The sequence below is a fragment of the Vibrio aquaticus genome (assembly GCF_003970385.1).
Classification (GTDB): Bacteria; Pseudomonadota; Gammaproteobacteria; order Enterobacterales; family Vibrionaceae; genus Vibrio; species Vibrio aquaticus.
In genome coordinates this window covers 450183-468579 of sequence record NZ_RXZH01000002.1, presented here as the reverse complement: position 1 = coordinate 468579, position 18397 = coordinate 450183, and the positions used below count along the sequence as shown (strand labels likewise).

Annotated in this window: 16 protein-coding genes; 5 read left to right on the top strand and 11 right to left on the bottom strand. The window is 44.7% G+C overall.

Translation table 11 applies throughout. From position 1 onward, the window contains the following. Window positions 1-97 precede the first annotated feature (97 nt). Window positions 98-1468 carry an MATE family efflux transporter gene (locus EJ063_RS08050; RefSeq protein WP_126573752.1) on the bottom strand — a complete coding sequence of 457 codons (1371 nt, stop codon included), beginning with the start codon at window positions 1466-1468 and terminating at the stop codon, window positions 98-100. A gap of 105 nt (window positions 1469-1573) precedes the next feature. Here EJ063_RS08050 and EJ063_RS08045 point away from each other — a divergent pair, with 105 nt between their 5' ends. After that, complete coding sequence (locus EJ063_RS08045) at window positions 1574-3007, top strand: DUF2867 domain-containing protein (RefSeq protein WP_126573750.1); 1434 nt, start codon at window positions 1574-1576, stop codon at window positions 3005-3007. 40 nt (window positions 3008-3047) lie between these two features. On the opposite strand, the gene EJ063_RS08040 is transcribed toward EJ063_RS08045, so the two are convergent. The 3 genes from EJ063_RS08040 to rsuA form a co-directional block, all read right to left on the bottom strand. After that, complete coding sequence (locus tag EJ063_RS08040; protein ID WP_126573748.1) at window positions 3048-3707, bottom strand: DUF2913 family protein; 660 nt, start codon at window positions 3705-3707, stop codon at window positions 3048-3050. Beyond that, on the bottom strand, window positions 3707-4909 hold the full coding sequence (locus EJ063_RS08035; RefSeq protein ID WP_126573746.1) for a Bcr/CflA family multidrug efflux MFS transporter: 1203 nt from the start codon (window positions 4907-4909) through the stop codon (window positions 3707-3709). Before EJ063_RS08035 ends, EJ063_RS08040 begins: the two co-directional genes overlap by 1 nt. 158 nt (window positions 4910-5067) lie before the next feature. After that, window positions 5068-5769 (bottom strand): 16S rRNA pseudouridine(516) synthase RsuA, encoded by a 702-nt coding sequence (gene rsuA, locus EJ063_RS08030; RefSeq protein WP_126573744.1) that lies wholly within the window; start codon window positions 5767-5769, stop codon window positions 5068-5070. A 73-nt stretch (window positions 5770-5842) separates the two neighbouring features. Here rsuA and radD point away from each other — a divergent pair, with 73 nt between their 5' ends. The 4 genes from radD (at window position 5843) to EJ063_RS08010 (ending at window position 10062) form a co-directional block, all read left to right on the top strand. Beyond that, complete coding sequence (radD, locus tag EJ063_RS08025; protein WP_126573742.1) at window positions 5843-7582, top strand: DNA repair helicase RadD; 1740 nt, start codon at window positions 5843-5845, stop codon at window positions 7580-7582. Window positions 7583-7686: 104 nt separating this feature from the next. Continuing rightward, window positions 7687-8052, top strand: coding sequence for a PepSY domain-containing protein (locus EJ063_RS08020; protein ID WP_244225172.1), 366 nt, complete (start codon window positions 7687-7689; stop codon window positions 8050-8052). Window positions 8053-8072: 20 nt separating this feature from the next. Beyond that, complete coding sequence (locus EJ063_RS08015) at window positions 8073-8732, top strand: response regulator transcription factor (RefSeq protein WP_126573738.1); 660 nt, start codon at window positions 8073-8075, stop codon at window positions 8730-8732. Further along, window positions 8722-10062, top strand: a complete 1341-nt coding sequence (locus EJ063_RS08010; RefSeq protein WP_126573737.1) for an ATP-binding protein — start codon at window positions 8722-8724, stop codon at window positions 10060-10062. Before EJ063_RS08015 ends, EJ063_RS08010 begins: the two co-directional genes overlap by 11 nt. Window positions 10063-10130: 68 nt before the next feature. Here EJ063_RS08010 and EJ063_RS08005 read toward each other — a convergent pair whose 3' ends face one another. The 7 genes from EJ063_RS08005 to EJ063_RS07975 all read right to left on the bottom strand — a co-directional run bounded on the left by EJ063_RS08005 (window position 10131) and on the right by EJ063_RS07975 (window position 18299). Further along, window positions 10131-10772, bottom strand: coding sequence for a lysophospholipid acyltransferase family protein (locus EJ063_RS08005; RefSeq protein WP_126573735.1), 642 nt, complete (start codon window positions 10770-10772; stop codon window positions 10131-10133). A 6-nt stretch (window positions 10773-10778) separates the two neighbouring features. Then, window positions 10779-11711 (bottom strand): phosphatidate cytidylyltransferase, encoded by a 933-nt coding sequence (locus tag EJ063_RS08000; protein WP_126573733.1) that lies wholly within the window; start codon window positions 11709-11711, stop codon window positions 10779-10781. Continuing rightward, the gene (locus EJ063_RS07995) at window positions 11705-12412 is read right to left on the bottom strand and encodes a CDP-alcohol phosphatidyltransferase family protein (protein ID WP_126573731.1); all 708 of its coding nucleotides are present in this window, start codon (window positions 12410-12412) and stop codon (window positions 11705-11707) included. Before EJ063_RS07995 ends, EJ063_RS08000 begins: the two co-directional genes overlap by 7 nt. 196 nt (window positions 12413-12608) lie before the next feature. Next, entirely contained in the window at window positions 12609-13361 is a 753-nt protein-coding gene (locus EJ063_RS07990) for a DUF2931 family protein (RefSeq protein WP_126573729.1), read from the bottom strand. Next, window positions 13339-15477: a T6SS phospholipase effector Tle1-like catalytic domain-containing protein gene (locus tag EJ063_RS07985; RefSeq protein ID WP_126573727.1), complete on the bottom strand. Its 2139-nt coding sequence runs from the start codon at window positions 15475-15477 to the stop codon at window positions 13339-13341. The genes EJ063_RS07990 and EJ063_RS07985 overlap by 23 nt, the downstream gene beginning before the upstream one ends. Then, window positions 15474-16259, bottom strand: a complete 786-nt coding sequence (locus tag EJ063_RS07980; protein ID WP_126573725.1) for a DUF4123 domain-containing protein — start codon at window positions 16257-16259, stop codon at window positions 15474-15476. The genes EJ063_RS07985 and EJ063_RS07980 overlap by 4 nt, the downstream gene beginning before the upstream one ends. 3 nt (window positions 16260-16262) lie before the next feature. Then, complete coding sequence (locus tag EJ063_RS07975; RefSeq protein WP_126573723.1) at window positions 16263-18299, bottom strand: type VI secretion system Vgr family protein; 2037 nt, start codon at window positions 18297-18299, stop codon at window positions 16263-16265. Window positions 18300-18397: the final 98 nt, after the last annotated feature.

Genomic DNA, 18397 nt, shown 5'->3' with positions numbered 1-18397 from the left:
GGAGTGTGAATCTACACTAAATCCCTGCTTCAAGAAAGCTATTTGGACTATAGATCACAAATTACGCACCCAAATGCATACCGAGTGCGTTTCATGTCTAATTTTCAATCAGATTACGTACCCATTTCCGTGTTCTCATGCGATAGCTTGAGCCAAACCACTTGATCAGCTCTTCCGTTAAAAACAGCAAGTAAATCCACTCAGGTGGCCACCCCAGACCAATGGCAGCAAATGCGGCCAAAGGAATACCAATCAACCATTGAGCCACAAGATCTTGATACAAGCAGAATTTCACGTCCCCACCCGCTCTTAACACTCCGACAATCGCCATCATTGGCAGCGAGCGCAATATAATTCCGACACACATAACCAACATGAACTTTTCAGCCAATAGTCGGGTTTCTGTCGTAAGCGCACTGAATGCGTCAAGCACTAACCCCTGAACTAGGTAAAGCAGAATTGCGACGATAATTCCGACCACTAAGCTTAATAAAGTCACACCAATTGCTTGGTAATACACTGCATCGTAGTTTTTGGCCCCGATCTGGTTACCCACCAACACCGCTGCGGCATTAGACATACCAATCAACAACGCAAGAGCAATGGATTCAACCGGGCTCATCACTGAGAGTGCCGCCAAACCTTGAACGCCTGATTGACCCATGATCGCATGATAAGCAAATAGGCCACCAGCCCAAGCAAGAAAGTTAAATGTGGTAGGAAGAGAAAGGCGCAAGAACTTACTCACACGTTGCCATTCAAGCACTTGGCGAATATCAGTAATACCAAACGCCAACAAGTGCTTCTTCGCATAAAGGTAGCCAAATAGCGTCACCACTTCGATCGTACCACTAAGCACCGTTGCGATAGCGGCCCCTTTAATCCCCATAGCAGGGACGCCGAACTTACCAAAAATAAACACCCAATTGAGGAAGATGTTCGACAGAATACCAATACCACTAAAGAAGGTACTTAACCCCGGTTTGTGCATTGCTCGAAGCCCAACCGACATACTCGCCACACAAGCAACCGCGAACATAGTGACAGAGGTAATCACTAAGTATTCACTGCCAAGTTGGTTAACTTCCGAGTCGCTTGTTGCAAGCCCCATAATCTGAGTTGGGAAGAAAATAAACAGTAAGGCAGTCAACGCGGCAAAGACCGTACAGACCAACCAGGTCAACGCGGTACTCTCTCGGACGCCTTTCTTATCGGCGGCTCCCCAATACTGCGCCGTCAATAACGCGCCACCTGTGGTGACACCAACCAGCATAATCGTCGTGACAAACGTCGCACGTGCAGCAACACCTACCGCGGCGATTTCTGCTTCACCGAGCTGACCCAGCATCAACACATCCACTAAGCTACGGCTAGAGAACATAATGCTCTGCAATGTAATTGGCATTGCAATGGCTATTAGGCGGCGGAAGAAATCACCACGAGTATGGTATAAAACTTGTGAAAGCATGTGGCGAAACACCTCTAACAGCAACAGTATGAAATTTAGGAAAAAACAGGCTGTTTATTATATGATCAGTTATCAAGTGAGACCATAAAAACTAAAGGGATTAAGATGAAAAAGGTTTTGGTTTTAGGCGCATCAGGATACGTGGGCTCCCAATTGCTCCATCAACTTTGTGATCAAGGCTATTCCGTAACAGCGGCGTCTCGTCAGCTTGATTACCTGTCGGCACGTATTGAGCCGCACCTTAACCTTTCTCTGTGTTATTTGGATCTCGCAGACCGACAAGCCACACTGGATCTTATTCCACAGTTTGATCTGGTGTATTTCCTCGTTCATGGCATGGCACACGGTCATGACTTTCTAGATTATGAAATAGGGCTGGCAGAAAACTTCCGTGATGCCCTGAAAGAAAGTTCGGTCGAACATGTTATCTACTTGAGCGCAATCCAACCTCAAACCGGTGACTCTGAACATTTAAAAGCACGCAGAATGACCGGTGACATCATTCGTCAATCGAACACTCCTATTACAGAGCTTAGAGCTGGTGTGATCATTGGACCAGGATCGGCCGCCTTTGAGATAATGCGTGACTTTGTTTATAACATGCCACTGCTCATCACACCGAAATGGGTCGAGTCTAAAGCTAACCCTATTGCGTTAACAAACTTAAACCACTACTTACTGTCGCTAGCGGAAGAGTCTCCAGCCAAATCCAACACATATGAAGTTGGTGGCCCAGACACCCTATCGTACCGTGAACAATTTCATGTCATCGCACGAGCGGTCAGCAAACCCATCAAAATATTCCCTACGAGGCTTCTTACGCCGAAAATGGCGTCCCAGTGGCTCGGCGTTGTTACTTCTGTCCCGTCCAGTATTGGGCGTGCTTTATTGTCGGGTTTAGAACATGACTTTGTCGCTGACTCAAACGATATACGACAAAAGTACCCGCAAGCGATGATCCCCTTTATTCAGATGGTAACGGAATCCATCGAAAGCGAGGGGGAGTTTGTACAAAGCAATGTTTGGGGTTTTGATCCGGCAGCACTATCTCGCTGGCAACCAGGCTACGGTTATTACCCAAAGCAAACAGGTGCTTCAATTACCACCACTCTTGAAGCTAGTCAGTTATGGAAACTGGTGCGAAAAATTGGTAGCCGTGAAGAAGGTTATTTCTTTGCCAATAGTTTGTGGCGTACGCGAGAATGGCTCGATCTCTTTTTTGGCGGCGGAAAACCTGTTCGCCGTTCCCCTGAAGGGCCAGAACTCAAGGTGGGCGACTTTATTGACTCTTGGAAAGTCATCCGCTGTGAAGAGGATCGCTTCATATCACTACTTTTTGGTATGAAAGGCCCTGGTCTTGGCCGATTAGAGTTTTCTATTGAGGATCTTGGGCAAGAAAGACGCTTAACGGTGACCGCTTGGTGGCACCCACAAGGGTTTAGAGGGTTACTCTATTGGTTTGCCATGATGCCAGCGCACCTATTCATTTTTAAAGGCATGGTCAAAGCGATTATCAGAAAAGCAAAAGAGCTTCCATAGTGGAAGCTCTTAAATAGCAGCTTAATCGTTCGTTAAACCTTTAAACCACTAAACTCAATGGGATTTCAGCTAACTGATCACCACGGTTTCCTGGGAAGATAATGTACTCACCGTGATATTTCACGTTTGATTTATAATCTGTCACCTTGTGTAGCATGAAGCCAGCCGCAGATGCCTTTTCTACAAAATCAGCATGGTGGCCACGAACAAACCAGCTCATTGGTTTGATCATGTCTTCACCATCAAAACTGCTTTCACACTGCTCAGTACACATGGCTAGAGAGTTTGGCCCTTCCGTAAAGATCTGAACTTTACCGCAATTAACCAACTCTTCAGATGTTGTCACTTCCCAGTTGTTTTCTTCCATCATATCGATGAAGGCATTGATCTCATGATCCTTAATCACTCGATCCTCTTGCCCTTCCGGAAAAAACTCAGCGTAGAACTTTGAAATTCTCTGAAACGTTTGCATCAGATTGGCACTGTTGCCTTTTGATCGACCCGTTTTCTGCCAACGAATTAAATCGTCTGCCACGATACGTGGAAATTGCTGAGACTTAATCGCCTTTGTGATCCAACGAACCAAATATAAGTTGTTCGCTGTTGGGCCATTCGTTAATTTGCCAGCCGCATGTTCTTTTGCAATTTCGTCTAATGCTTTATTAACCAGCTTTTGTATTTCTACTGTGTATTGAGACATTACGCCTTTCTTCCAAATAACCAATAACAGGCCGCAGAGACAATCGAACATGCACTCATGACGATGACCATCGGCCATGTAACACCGCCTGGCAAAAATGCCACGACAGCTCCTATAATTGAACCCGTACCAAAACGCAGTGTTCCTGCGAGCGATGAGGCTGTACCCGCCATTGACGGATAGCTACTTAATAATAAACCCATGCTATTACTGCCGATGGTCGACAGTGTGCCGATAAACATGACAACAAAGACAACCGTGCCCCACAAGCCTGCATCAAGTAGCCAAGTCACAAACAAGCCAATCCCTGCAACTAGCTGAACCGCCAAACCAAAACGCAGCATAGTGTGTGAGCCTACTTTTTTCACCAATCGGCCGTTGATGCTGGTCATGACGATCATCGCCACGATGTTCAAAGCAAATAAGTAACCAAATTGATCGGGACGAACACCATAGATATCAATATAGACAAACGAACCTGCAGTTAAAAACGCAAACATACCGGCAAATGAGAACGCACCAGAAAAGATAAGGCCCATTGCCACGGGATTTTTAAACAGGCGCATATAGTTTTGCAGCGTTGTTCTAACCCGCAGTGGCTGCTTATTCTCTTCGCTGAGTGTTTCCGGAATTTTCCAAAGCACCAATGCAATAACCACGACAGAAAACGCAGCCAATATCCAAAAAATTGCTCGCCAACCGAACCAAACCGCGACATAACCCCCAATCATAGGAGCAATTAATGGCGCAATGGTAATCACTAACGTGACAAACGACATCGCCCTCGCAAAGTCTTCGCGGTCAAACATATCTCGCACTACGGCTTGAATGATCACAGCTGCGGCTGCACCGGCAAAACCTTGCGCAGTTCGTACCCATGTTAAGGCTTCAATACCGGTTGTGGTCGCACTGACAATAGAGGCGATACCAAAGAAAAACACACCAAGAATAAGGACAGGGCGGCGACCATAACTGTCTGCTAATGGGCCATGGATAAGCTGACCAATTGCAAAACCCGCCGTATAAGCGGTTAAGGTAATTTGCACCGCCCCTTCCGTTACCCCCAAATCACGCGCAATGGTAGGCATGGCAGGTAAGTACATATCGATGGCGAGCGGGGTTAAAGCGCCGATGGCTCCTAAGACTAAAAAGAGCAAAAAGCCAATTTGAGGAGTGGACGACTCCAGAGTTCTTTCAGACATACTTCTCCGACTCGGTTGCGGATGAGTGCAGCTTCCATGCTGCAACCAAACAGAAAATCATTTCGCCGTTCATGGCGTTTCGATCCGATCTATCCTCAATCAAATCGGCCTAAAAGACTAGTTCCTAATAGGAAATAAACTAATTCCAAAAATGAGTATTACTTCCAGACAGACACCACTTCATCTTCACTGAGGTAACGATATTCACCCGGCTCTAGTGACTCGCACAGTTCAATGTCACCAATGCGCTCACGGTGCAAGTGCTCGACTTTATTACCTAACGCCGCGAACATGCGCTTAACTTGGTGATATTTGCCTTCAGTGATGGTTAGAAGCACTTCGTTCTCTTCTTCATCGACGATTTCTAGCTGCGCTGGCAGTGTCAGACCTTTTTCATTGCGAAGCTGAATGCCTTGCTCGAATTTCTCGGCATAGTCAGCCTGAATTGGGTCTGCGAGCCACACTCGGTATGTCTTTTCACACTTGTGTTTAGGTGACGTGATTCGATGAGACCATTGGCCATCGTCAGTAATCAGGACAAGACCCGTTGTATCAACATCTAAACGGCCAGCAAAATGAAGTTCTTCCATTTTCACTTCATCAAGCAACATAAATGCCGTCTGATTAAAGCCATCTTCATGCGAACAAACAAAACCATCAGGCTTAAATAACATAATGTAACGAGGCCCAGCTTTGTGAATCTCACGCCCTTGCCATTCCACCGTACAGTCATCAGTGACTTTCACTGAACCGCTTTTTTGTACAATGTCATTAACCGTTACATCACCACTTTTGATGATCTTTGTTGCTTCTTTACGTGTTGCACCTAATGCATCACACAAGTATTTATCTAAACGCATGAATACCTCATCTTTGTCAGGTCATGTATTATAGTGCGACTAAACTAAATAGTTGAGCTATTTCACACAATTTATGTATACACTGCGTCCATATCAGGCTGATTCTGTCAAAGCTGTCATCCATTACTTTCGTAAACACTCTAGCCCTGCGGTCTTAGTCCTCCCTACCGGTGCAGGCAAAAGTCTCGTCATTGCTGAACTTGCGCGCCTAGCCAAAGGGCGCGTGTTGGTTATGGCACACGTTAAAGAGCTGGTTGAACAGAACCACGAAAAGTATGAAGGTTATGGGCTAAAAGGCTCCATTTTTTCTGCAGGCCTTGGGCGAAAAGAAACCGATCAACAAGTGGTGTTTGCTTCTGTTCAATCGGTCGTGCGCAATCTTGATCAATTTAAAAACCAGTTTTCTCTGCTTGTTATCGACGAGTGCCACCGAGTGCCGGATAACAAAGAGACCAGCTATCAAAAAGTAATAACCCACCTAAGAGAACAAAACCCCGGCATTAAAGTGCTCGGCTTAACCGCCACCCCTTATCGCCTTGGAATGGGTTGGATTTATCAATACCACACCCGTGGTTTGGTGCGTACTGAAGAGCCGCGTTTCTTTCGAGACTGTATTTTCGAGTTGCCGATTCGTTACCTACTCGATGAAAAGTTCTTAACGCCTGCGAAAATGATGGACGCGCCCGTATTGAGTTATGACTTCTCTCAGCTTAAGCCTGCAAACACTGGCCGTTACAAAGAATCCGAAATGGACATGGTGATCGACAAAGCGAAGCGAGCTACCCCGCAAATTGTCGAACAAATCATTGAGCTATCAAAGAGCAAACAAGGCATTATGATTTTTGCCGCGACCGTTCGACACGCCCAAGAAATCTATGGGCTACTTCCACAAGACCAAGTGGCGATTGTGATTGGTGATACTCCCACGCCTGAACGCGATGCCATCATTCAAGACTTCAAAGACCGTAAGATAAAGTACCTTGTCAATGTCTCGGTACTAACGACGGGGTTTGACGCCCCACATGTCGACTTAATTGCGATATTACGCCCAACCGAATCAATCAGCCTGTATCAACAAATCGTCGGCCGAGGACTGCGCTTATCGCCAGGTAAAGAAGAGTGTTTAGTGCTCGATTATGCGGGCAACAGCTATGACCTCTATCAACCTGAAGTGGGTGATGCCAAACCCGACTCTGATAGCGAGATCATCACCATTCCCTGCCCCGCTTGCGGCTTTAACAACAACTTTTGGGGCAAACTCGACAGCAATGGCTTTTTGATCGAACATTTTGGCCGTAAATGCCAAGGTTTCTTTGAAGATGATGAAACTGGCGAACGAGAACATTGCAACTACCGTTTTCGCGCCAAGTATTGTGGCGAGTGCGGCGCTGACAATGATATTGCTGCTCGAATTTGTCATGAATGTGATGCCACTTTGGTAGACCCTGACAAGAAGCTTAAGGAAGCGTTAAACCTAAAAGATGCGCTTGTTTTTGAATGTTTGGAGATGGCTTTAAGTGTTCATAAAGACGATAAAGGTAAAAGCAGCTTAAAAGTCTCTTACATTGGTGAGAACCAAGCCCAAGTGAGCGAATTTTGGTCGTTAACTACCAAAAACCAAAAACAGCGATTCAAAGATCAGTTTGTACGACCTCACCTTGCCGACAAACATCGCCCTTTTGATGACGCTTCACCCACCAAGGTCGTAAACAATCAGCATCGCTTTCGTCCTCCGCAGTTTGTTATTGCGAGAAAGTCTGGCCGCTTTTGGAAAATGAGAGATAAGATTTTTGAAGATGAGCTCTCGAACTAACCATTCATTTGGTGTTCATTTTTGATTCTGTATACTGAACTACAGAAAATCTAAAAGGTATGATTATGTTCAAGCATCCACTGATTGGTACCTCCACATTACTTATGTGCCTACTGGTCGCCTTTCCCAGTTCAGCAAAAAAACATGACCACCATGAACAAGATGGCCATGCGTTAGTACAAGACGAACATCGACCAGGTGCTAAGATTGAATTTGAAGAAGACCAAGATGAAGTCTTTGAGGCCGTCAAAAAGGGCTATATTCGCCCATTTTCTGAAATGTACGCGGCTGTCGAACGCGACCTTTATGGCCGAATTATTCACGTAGAACTCGAAGAAGATGACGATGTTTGGGTCTACGAACTCAAGCTCAATTACGACAACAATATCATCAAAGTCGAATACAATGCGGAAACGCTTGAGATGATATTGATTAAAGGACGTAACTTTAAACAAGCATTAAAGAATTAAACTAATAAGAAGAAACGCTGATGAAAATTTTAGTAGTGGAAGATGAGCCTCGTCTAGGTGAACAGATCATTGAATCGTTAGAACAAACTGGCTGGGTACCAGAATTGGCGCAAGATGGTATTGACGCGCTTTACCGAGCAACCTCTGAAGAGTGGGATGCCATCGTTCTTGATCTTGGCTTACCAAAGATTGATGGCTTAACGGTGTTAAAAGGCATTCGAGATGAAAATATCAATACACCGGTGGTTATTCTGAGCGCACGAGACACGTTGACTCAACGTGTTGAAGGTTTGAATGCCGGTGCGGACGATTACCTGACCAAACCTTTTGAAATGGTTGAACTTATTGCCCGTCTTCGCTCTCAGTTGAGAAGAGCGTCAGGCAACGCTTCACCAGTGATGCAGATTGGCAACTTAAGCCTTGATACCCGTACCTCTAAAGTGATGTGGCAAGGTCAAGCGATTAGCTTAACAGCCCTTGAGTATAAAGTTGTCGCGTACTTTATGCATAATCCAGAAAAGGTCATTTCGCGCACTGAACTGGTTGAACATATCTACAAACAAGACTTCGACCGTGACTCAAACACTATTGAGGTGTTTATTGGCCGTATCCGCAAAAAGATAGCGCCTAAAGTGATCAAAACCGTCCGTGGTTTAGGGTACCAACTGAATGCCGAATAGTAAGCGCTTTATACTTAAGCGACTCAGTCTCAAAAGCCGCCTTGTTCTGGCGGCTATCGTTTGGTTGACCGCGATGGTCATAGCCGTTGGGGTGTCCGTCCCCAACCAAGTGTTTAGCTACATGGTAGGCGATACGAAATCTCAACTCTCAATCTATATGGATGAGATTTCAGCCTCGCTAGAAGCGGATGAAAAAGGCAATTTAACCCTAACCACTAACCTTTCTGATCCTCGCTTCAATCGACCATACAGTGGCCTTTATTGGTCTGCGAAAACCGATTCTGATCTTCTTCGCTCTCGCTCACTTTGGGATCAAAAAATCGCCGTTAAGAAAGGAATCAAGAAAGAGTACCTCGGCGCTCGTGATGAGAAGTTGATTTATCTCCACACCACGCTGTATTACCCTGACTATGATGGACCCATTGAGGTGTTGATCGGTATTGATGAACAGCCGATTGAAGACACGGTTCAAGACCTAATGGGGCAACTTTGGGTTATTCTTGCGCTACTCTATTTTGGTGTCCTCGCCGTCATCATGCTTCAAGTTCAATGGTCTTTGCATCCGCTGACTAAAATGCATAAAGAACTTTCTCAATTGCGTTCTGGGGATAAAACTCAGCTTGATGAAGAATATCCAAAAGAAGTCGCGCCTGTGGTCTCTGACTTAAATGCACTCATCTTTCATTACCAAGAGCTGTTAGAGCGAGCACGGCATCATGCAGGTAACTTATCTCACGCCTTAAAAACGCCTTTGTCTGTGTTAAAGAATGAGATAACAACGTTCGATGATGAGCACCGTCAGCGATTGCAGCCCCCTGTCGAGCAGATTCAAAGCCAAATTGATTATCATCTTGGTCGAGCCCGCATGGCCGGATCTAAGAACATCCTCGCCGTAAGAGCAAACCCATCTGAACGTGTGGATGCGATTTCGATGGCATTTGATAAAGTTTACGCTTCTCGTGAAGTGACGCTTATTAACGAATTAGATTCCGACATCGAAGTTGCGGTCGATAAAACCGATCTCGACGAGATGGTAGGTAACTTATTGGAGAATGGTTATAAGTGGGCCTCTTCCATTATTCGAGTTCACTCTGAGCAAACCACAACAGGTGAGATCAATATCATCATTGAAGACGATGGCCCGGGGATTCCCGAGGACAAAATTCAGCAAGCAGTCCAACGTGGAGTCCGTCTTGATGAAACCACTCCTGGCACCGGTCTTGGTTTGAATATTGTTAGTGAAATGGCGCACAGCTATCGAGGCATCTTAACCCTTAGCCGCAGTTCGATGGGCGGGTTAAGAGCTCAACTGACCTTCAAGTTATCGTAAAAACGGCTCCGTATAACAAAACACCTGACCATTAAAGTCAGGTGTTTTTGCATCAAGATAAACCTAATTTATTCCACTTGAACAATACATTGCTCACTCAGTTGTTGATACTGGGACTGCATGATTGTTACGAATTCATCTGCATTGGCAAATCCGTTTATCGCCTCTCCCAGCACAACATCGCAGTTAAAAGGCACAAACATCGCCGTCCCTTTTGGTAAGGATGCCCCAAGGCCTCTCATGACCACCGGAACAACTTCGCATTGAGAATGGTCTTTGACTAGGTGATAGATGCCCTTTTTAAGCCCACTCATTACTTCCGGTTCGCCCCGGCTACCTTCCGGAAAAATAAGTAGAATCTCCCCTTGTTCTAAAGCTTTGTGGCACTCATCAAAAATGGCCTCTTTTTGCGCTTTAGAGGGCGCTCTGCGTATGGGAATAATGCCAATAACGTTCAGTGACAGCCACGCGACAACGGGGTTAGATAAAAAGTAATCTGCCGCCGCTACAGGGCGAACCTTGTGGATTAAGCTGATTGGAAACAGAGCCAACAACACCAATGTATCTAGATGACTGTTATGGTTAGCGGCTACAACAACTGGCCCTTTTGTTGGCAAGTTTTGTCTATTAATGATGTTTAAACCTAAGCCAACAAACACCAGTGGTTTTACAAAAAAGAGTATAAACAAGACTCTGAGTATCCTTGTCATAAATCCTCAATAGTACAAGTAGTAGATGTAGTGAAAAAACAGAGGTGCGGTAAACATTAAGCTATCAATACGGTCAAGAATACCACCATGACCCGGTATGAACTGGCTCGTATCTTTAATCTTCAAATCTCTCTTCACTGACGAAATGACCAAATCACCAATAAATCCACTAAAAGCAATGATGATACCTGCGACTAGGCCTTGAACACCTGTCAGAGGCGTTAGGTACGGGGCAACAAAATAAGACGCGCCAATAACCGTTAATGCCCCACCAATGAACCCCTCCCAGGTTTTATTCGGACTGACTTTCGGGACAATCTTATGCTTACCGAACGATTTCCCCCAGACGTATTGGCAAACGTCGTTAAACTGCGTGAAGATCAGCAAAAACAACAGCATTCCCATTGAGCCAGCATCTGGGTTCAAGCTTGGCAGAACGAGCAAATACGCCATATGACTGATACAAAAGACCGTAAGCATTAAGGCCCAATGAATAACACCCGCCGAGCGAATAAAACCTTTCGTATCCCCTATCAACACTGCAACCATTGGGAGGTATAAGAACATATATACAGGGATAAAGATGATGTACATACCGTACCAACCTATTGATAACCAATAGTATTGAAACGGAATGGATAGGTAAGCCCAGAAGATTACTCGGCGGTCAGTCATTCGAGTGGGGACAATAGAAAGGAACTCTTTGAGTGCCATAAAGCTCAAGAAACCGACAAAGAAGAGCGTATATTGCAAAGGCAGGTAGAGGACGACAAAGACAATGCCAATCATCCACCACCATGAACGAATACGTAGCTTCAATTCAAGATAATCGCGTTCTTTATGTCTCCTAGATAGCCACAAGTAAACAAGTGTACCGATAACTAGAACCAAGACGATTACGGCCATGATATACAGCGAGTGTAACGGAATACCTAACATTGTGACCCCTTCTCATTAGGCTGAACGTCTTCACTCGGACTTCTTGTTTTGTAATCAGAGATAAACGCAAGGCGTCGCCAAGTCGTGTAAACGCTACCAACTAACATCACCAATAATGCAGCATCCATGCTATACACGAAGATGTCGGGCAGCCCAACGAATGTATGCTGCAGGAACAGTAGTAGATACGTTACCGTTAATAGGGCCATTCTGTGCTGCTTTGCCATGGGTCCTCGAAAATCAGCAGGCGTCCCCATAGCCACACCCAAGACTCGAACATAAGCGGTCAAAACCGCCACTATTGCACTACTCCAAGCGAGTGGCATACCAAATACCGATTCTGTCGCGAACCCTGCGGCAATGATAAAGAGAGGATCAGCAATACGATCGGGGACATCATTATAAAGCTCCCCCGCCGGAGTTTTCTTTCCACCTTCGATCGCCACCATGCCATCAAATAAATTACACAACAAGCGCATCTGAATGGTGGCCGCCGCAATAAGTAACAGATAGCTTATCGGCGAAAAATGGTAGGTAAGCATCACGCCATAGCCAACTACGGCGAACACAATGCTCATTAGTGATATTTGATTTGGTGTGACGTTTTTGTTGCTCAGCCAAATGGCTACTTTTCGGGTGAGAGCAACATCACGAACGGCAAGCGGTCTGCGGTTGCTTTCTTCAACTGGGTCCTTGTCCATAAAAGCCTCATTGAATTGGATAATTTTCGTTCAGCAATACTTGATTCAACGCCATTATAGCTAAGTATCCTGAATTAAAAGGGCATAAAGAATAGGATGAAGTGTTATTCCCATCGCATCTTAAAAATTTTTGGAAAGAGTGCAATTTTCAGCCAGTCACATTATTCGAGTTGGCTCATCACGACTTAAGTATACGTTAATTCAACTCTGTCACTTTCTCGTTTGAATACACTTTATTCACTTTATCCCATGGGATTGGATCTAATACTGCTCCAATCTCGTCTGCCCTTTTTTGGATTCTTTTAAAGTACGAACGTTCTCGATAATCTTCTGCATTAAAGCCATGGGCATCTTCTCGCATTACACTTTCGGGCTTTAACTCTGTGACGTAAATTAATTCTCCACAACCTTTTAAAAAGACTTTCGCTTGACCGTTTGGTAAAAGTCCAAAGACAATCTCAGAGCGATAACAGCTTATTTCATCTCCTGAACGCCCGACATATGAATCCTTACTCACCATTAATCTTTTTATTTCTACATTTAAGTCAAATCGGGTTACATAAAACTGAATATTGGCAAGCGAGGTCCAATATAGGTAAACGTCATCAGGTAATGACTCTCTTTTTGAAACCTGTGCCCCCCTTACCATAGTAAAAGTGTGAAGGGGTAAGCCATAGCCATCATAACTGTTTATCCATTTCATCACGTTATTCATATCAGTCTTAGACATGAATTGACTAAATGCATGTAGCTGAGATATCCAATTTTCTTGATGATTTACCCCATATACACTGGTCACTTTGGCTGGATAAAGAGATGGTGAAGAAATGCTAACTCGCCATTCCGGCAAGATATTTTTTTCTGTAGAACCACTAACACTCGTGCTCATAGCAGGCAGAAACATAGCTAAATATAATAGCGACCTTTTAAGTATCTTTTTTACACTCATAACTCGCTCTTTCAAATTGTTGCGTTGATTCATTTAATAATGGCTTCATTCCAACAGTATCACTCGAAGAATGGTGATACAAATCGGAGTCCATAAACTCTTTTAACCTCTGCGATGTACTCAATGAGTTAATAATACCCTCATAATCACCACTTTTTGCGAGCTGTAATATATTTGCATTTAACTCAGTATATTTTATCGGACGGCCATTATTCTCGTTAGGTATATCTTTTACTAACAAATAGGCATCATCTGTCCATACATACCCATCGTCATCTGTTAGTGGGACTCCATGAAATTCCGCTAAACCATACATTACCCGTAGATACAATCGCGATAAGTCTCCTTCTACTTTTCGCTTGATGAACAACTTTCCTGTTACTTTCGTCCTGTTCTCGCCTAGCTTAGCTTCCTCTAAAACAACTGGAGCATAATCTGATTCTTTCCATCCACTTTTTAAATCTAGTTTTTTGTAGTCATCCAACGCCTGAAGAATATGCTTAATAACTCTTGTCTTTTCGAACCGACCAGAATAAGAGCGACTCACTTTCTTCACTAATTTCTGTTCCAACAAAGGCAGTAGATAGTCTTCTTGAGAATATGAACTCCTCGAGTGATAACCTCCTCCTATATCTGAATGAGCGCCTGGCAAGGTCAGTTCAGCAAATGTCTCATGTTCATTGATCCTATTTAAACTAAAATTCTCCCTACATTCAGTTTTTGAATTTGCGGTTAAATGAACAACTCTTCTGACTCGCGCAGGATCAAGCCAGAGCTTTACATCTCCGTTGTCAGTATGTGTGCTAAAGTCAAAATCAAGAATTGTTTTCGAGTCTAATGAGACGAGATGGACAACAGATGCCACCGTATCAAACACCCCAACAAACGTAACCTCGCAGCTCGCATCTTCCTTATCGGCTCTGTCCCAATCAAATGTTCTAGACAATCCAATTTTCTGCTTTGCACATTCCTCCGTAAAAGCTTTCGCAAAGTCACCTTTACAGCCTTCAAGAACAACATTGACAAAATGCCTTGCAGAAGCAGCTCCTCGGCTAAACCCAAATACGTCAAATTGAAGCTTCGATATTCCGTCAACTACAAGTGGTAAATCGTTTTCAAAGATGCTTTTAAGCACTGACAGTTGATCAACCAATTTTTCGGTCCCAACATTCACCTTTTCCACAACACCATACTTGCCTATTCCACTACCTTGACCAAATATCGACTCTTTTGCTGGCTGCTCATCAATCTCATTGCCTGTACCTATACCGGTAATATAATGAGCAAAGGAATATACATTCTGGTTTTCGAAATACTTATCTTGCGAATAACGCTCGAACAATTTCTGAATATTAGTAAGCTCATTGGTCGCACTGCCTGCAACCGTTTCTACATCATCGTCCTTGCTAGAAAACAGCTTTTGAAAGAAACCCTGCTCTTCTGGAAAAGCAAAACACTCATCGGATAGTTCGGTGACTGGAATGTTGTCTTTAGATAATCCTGTACGCTCTGAGATAAGCTCACATTCCGCCTCATACTTCGGTCGCCATTTATAGTAGTACTTATCAAGCTGTTTCTTTCCCCACTGAGCACTGAAGGTATTGTTGCCTGTGCCATCAAAGAACATTCCTATGCGAAGAGTAATAAAGTTGAAACCTCGTACCTGAAGAACATAGCTGTTGTCGGTAATGAGTTTGAATGGATCGGCCTTGCCTTTTTGGTGCCTGATCGGCAAGGTTTGCCCTTGGGTAAGTTCTGTTAAGTCACCAGCGGTCACTTCTAGGAAGGTAGGATTGTCGCCCTGTTTATTTGAGTATGCTTTCGCAAAATCGGCCGTAGGTTTCGAGTCAACATTAGGTTTGTGTTGTTCCTTTTGAGACTCGAGCAACCATTCATCACTGTCCAAGTGAAGAAGCATTGGCCCAGGCGCTAAACCTTCAAGGAAAATGGGATCTTCATTTAAGCTTATAGAAAACTCGTTTCCGGCTGAATCAACCAAGATCCCAGTTACATCGAGGAAGGGCTGGTTAAACTCATCTCTGACGAATATCTCGATCCAACGAGAGCAGTTCTCACACGGCAGAAAATACGGGCTGCTTCCAGTATCTAAACTCATGATATCCATACCTTGTTGATCGTTTCTAGTGTGTTTAACTCATCAAATGTCAGTTGAAAGGGCTGGGTAAGATCGCTCAGTTGCGTTTGTGTTCGCCTAGCAATTTCGACCATCACACACGCCTCATGAATCTCTGGCTCATAACCTTGCGTTTGTGCTTTCTCCAATGTCTCGACAATCAACATCTGAGGGTTATTCAGTCGAGCCATCATCTGCGGAAAGAGATTCCACCAGCGTCGTTCGATAGATCTTGCATGGACCTCAGCATTGTAGAGTGCTGCTAGATGATGCTCTTGGATTTTCCACCAAGGTTGTGTTTGTAAGCTGTAGGAGGTGACGGAGCCATTGACATAGCACTGAAGTGCATCCGCACTCACGGCTAATTGGTCAATATTGCCAAGAAACCGGTTTCGTTCGTCCTCTTCCATTGCTCTTAACATTGGCTCAATGACGTTGTTATCGTAATAACGAAACATGACCTCTTCACCGTTAAACGAAGCAAACAATAGGCTTCGAAGGTGGTCGACAAGAGAGTTGATAGAAGCCGTGCTCGCCAAACCAATCCCTTGACCCAATGTTTCTTCTTTTAGGTCGAGGAGCTCATTTGATACCGGAACGAGCCAAGGAGAAAGGCTTGTCACTTGCTCAAATAACGCTCCAGAAAACAAAGGTAATGACTCTTCAAAACCGAAACCAAATTCCTTTACAGCACGTTGATGAGCTTGACAGTCTGCAAGCCAATACGTTTGTATTTCGCAGGATCTAAACCAACCGGACAACATGAGTTATTCCTCTTCCAATGAACATGGTTTTACCAGTGGAATGTGACTCTCTTCTGCGACAAGCAGCGCTTGATGGCGCACCGCCTTTTTGACCTCAGGAGAGTCAGGAGGAATGATCCCTTTCGGCAAAGCTGCCATCACTCCATTGTATGCCGCCCCACTGCCAGCCGAGCCACCCGCATTTAAGTTGATGGCAGGCCCAACTAGGTGAACACCACTTCCGTCAACGCTCACAAAGCTACCGCCAACCTTAAGTGTCACTTCTGCCCCGGACTCAACCACCAGTTTCGCCCCAGACTGCAACACAATTTCGCGCCCAGATTTAGCACTGAACCGGCCAGCAACTTTTTGATTGAAGCTCGCACCGATTTGCTCACTTAAGCGATCTTTTATCGTTGTGTAGCTATCAGACGTGACCTTTAAATGAGCATCTTGCTTCACTTGCGTATATTGGTCGTTTCCTACTAGCAAGTGAGCATCATGGTGAACGTGCGTTGTATGATCATTGTTGACTTGTGCTTTCAAGTCTTTCTGAGCATGCATATAAACTTGCTCTGCTCCGCTGCTATCTTCAAAGCTCAACTCGTTAAAGCCAGAGCCTTGATAGCTTTCTGAACGAATGACCATTTTGGTTTTGTGCTTAGGGAGAGAATAAGAAGGTGAGTTATTCGCGTTGTGGGTTCGACCGGTCACCAATGGCTGATCAGGGTCACCATTAATGAAAGAGACAATCACTTCATGGCCGACTCTCGGTATCGCCATGACGCCATACTCGGAACCTGCGCTACTTTGAGAAACTCGTACCCAACAAGAGCTCAGTTCATTGCCATTTGAGTATCTATCCCACAGAAAATGGAGTTTTACGCGACCATATTCATCAGTATAGATGTCTTCATTTTCTGGCCCCACCACCACCGCAATGGTCGCGCCATCAGCTACTGGTTTTGTTAATGGTTCGCGCTTCCAAGCTTTATTGGCCGGTATAAGCAATGCCTCATTGTGGTAAGTTGTGGCACCTACACCGCCCTCTTCTTCAAGCGCTTGTGGTTGCGTTGCGGTGATTGAGAGTGCGACCACTTGCCAATCTTTCGTCACCCTTTCGCCTTCGCCGTCACCGAGAGTGAAGCATAACCCTGCTCCTAATCTCATTTCGTTGCTAAGCACTTGGCCTATATGCTGACTGCGTTGCAAATAATCTAACTGAGACTGACTGCGTATCTTTCCGCTTGCTTGATTATGGTAGCGACCGGGAAAGACAAAGTGTTCATAAGGCTGCCCATCATTATTGGCCGCCTTCTGCATAAATCGATGCTCAGGCTTTTTAAAACTGTATTCTTGAAGGACAGTATCACTTGAGGTGATCTGATGAGACTCAATCAGTTGAGAGATATAGGCTGCGCCCTCACTAGAGCCGGAATTGGGGTTGTATTCAATAGGGTGTGATAAATGCTCTAATCCCACATTCGAATCAGTAAATACGATCGTATGTTTCGAGACTTGATGAGAGAAACTATAAACCATGCCTTCTTCAGCCATCAAGCGATGCAGGAACGCTAAGTCTGTCTCTCTATACTGAACGCAGTAATCTCTTTTTTGATGGTCATGTTTTAGCGAAAACGCATAATCGAATATACCCATCTCTTGTAGAAGGATTGAAACTATTTCTGGGACAGAGACACCTTGAAAAATACGACTATTTTGACGTAGAGAAAGCCGCTCTAAGGAAGGAACAAGCACCATCGAGTAAAACGTATGATGATGTCCAGTATCACCTAAGGTGCAACAGCGAACCACCCCATGAACCACACGTTCTAAGATTCCGTTGCGATACAGCGCTAAGCGAGCAGTCCGATCAACTAAGTCCTCTGGCGTAATATCATGACGCCGACTGGCAAGATCGATGGTGTAGCGATAACCAATACAACGAGCACCGAGTTGGCTAATGTCATCAGATAGGGATTCTTGACCACGGAACTGATGCACGACAAACGTATTTTTTTCTATGCCATCAACTTCAACGTTAAAGTGCAATGTTGACATACCACTCCTTTGCGCGATTCTTTCGCTTTCCCGCTTTAATGAAAGAAAAGTAATCAACGCAAAGTTAGTGCCAAATGAACCGCGCTCCATATAGCGCC

Coding starts and splice junctions, on each gene's coding strand:
- EJ063_RS07995 (WP_126573731.1), bottom strand. CDS start 12,412: ATGGACAAGGACCCAGTTGAAGAAAGCAACCGCAGACCGCTTGCCGTT.
- EJ063_RS08015 (WP_126573738.1), top strand. CDS start 8,073: ATGAAAATTTTAGTAGTGGAAGATGAGCCTCGTCTAGGTGAACAGATC.
- rsuA (WP_126573744.1), bottom strand. CDS start 5,769: ATGCGTTTAGATAAATACTTGTGTGATGCATTAGGTGCAACACGTAAA.
- EJ063_RS08000 (WP_126573733.1), bottom strand. CDS start 11,711: ATGTTAGGTATTCCGTTACACTCGCTGTATATCATGGCCGTAATCGTC.
- EJ063_RS08020 (WP_244225172.1), top strand. CDS start 7,687: ATGTGCCTACTGGTCGCCTTTCCCAGTTCAGCAAAAAAACATGACCAC.
- EJ063_RS07975 (WP_126573723.1), bottom strand. CDS start 18,299: ATGTCAACATTGCACTTTAACGTTGAAGTTGATGGCATAGAAAAAAAT.
- EJ063_RS07985 (WP_126573727.1), bottom strand. CDS start 15,477: ATGAGTTTAGATACTGGAAGCAGCCCGTATTTTCTGCCGTGTGAGAAC.
- EJ063_RS08050 (WP_126573752.1), bottom strand. CDS start 1,468: ATGCTTTCACAAGTTTTATACCATACTCGTGGTGATTTCTTCCGCCGC.
- EJ063_RS08035 (WP_126573746.1), bottom strand. CDS start 4,909: ATGTCTGAAAGAACTCTGGAGTCGTCCACTCCTCAAATTGGCTTTTTG.
- radD (WP_126573742.1), top strand. CDS start 5,843: ATGTATACACTGCGTCCATATCAGGCTGATTCTGTCAAAGCTGTCATC.
- EJ063_RS07990 (WP_126573729.1), bottom strand. CDS start 13,361: ATGAGTGTAAAAAAGATACTTAAAAGGTCGCTATTATATTTAGCTATG.
- EJ063_RS08045 (WP_126573750.1), top strand. CDS start 1,574: ATGAAAAAGGTTTTGGTTTTAGGCGCATCAGGATACGTGGGCTCCCAA.
- EJ063_RS08005 (WP_126573735.1), bottom strand. CDS start 10,772: ATGACAAGGATACTCAGAGTCTTGTTTATACTCTTTTTTGTAAAACCA.
- EJ063_RS07980 (WP_126573725.1), bottom strand. CDS start 16,259: ATGTTGTCCGGTTGGTTTAGATCCTGCGAAATACAAACGTATTGGCTT.
- EJ063_RS08040 (WP_126573748.1), bottom strand. CDS start 3,707: ATGTCTCAATACACAGTAGAAATACAAAAGCTGGTTAATAAAGCATTA.
- EJ063_RS08010 (WP_126573737.1), top strand. CDS start 8,722: ATGCCGAATAGTAAGCGCTTTATACTTAAGCGACTCAGTCTCAAAAGC.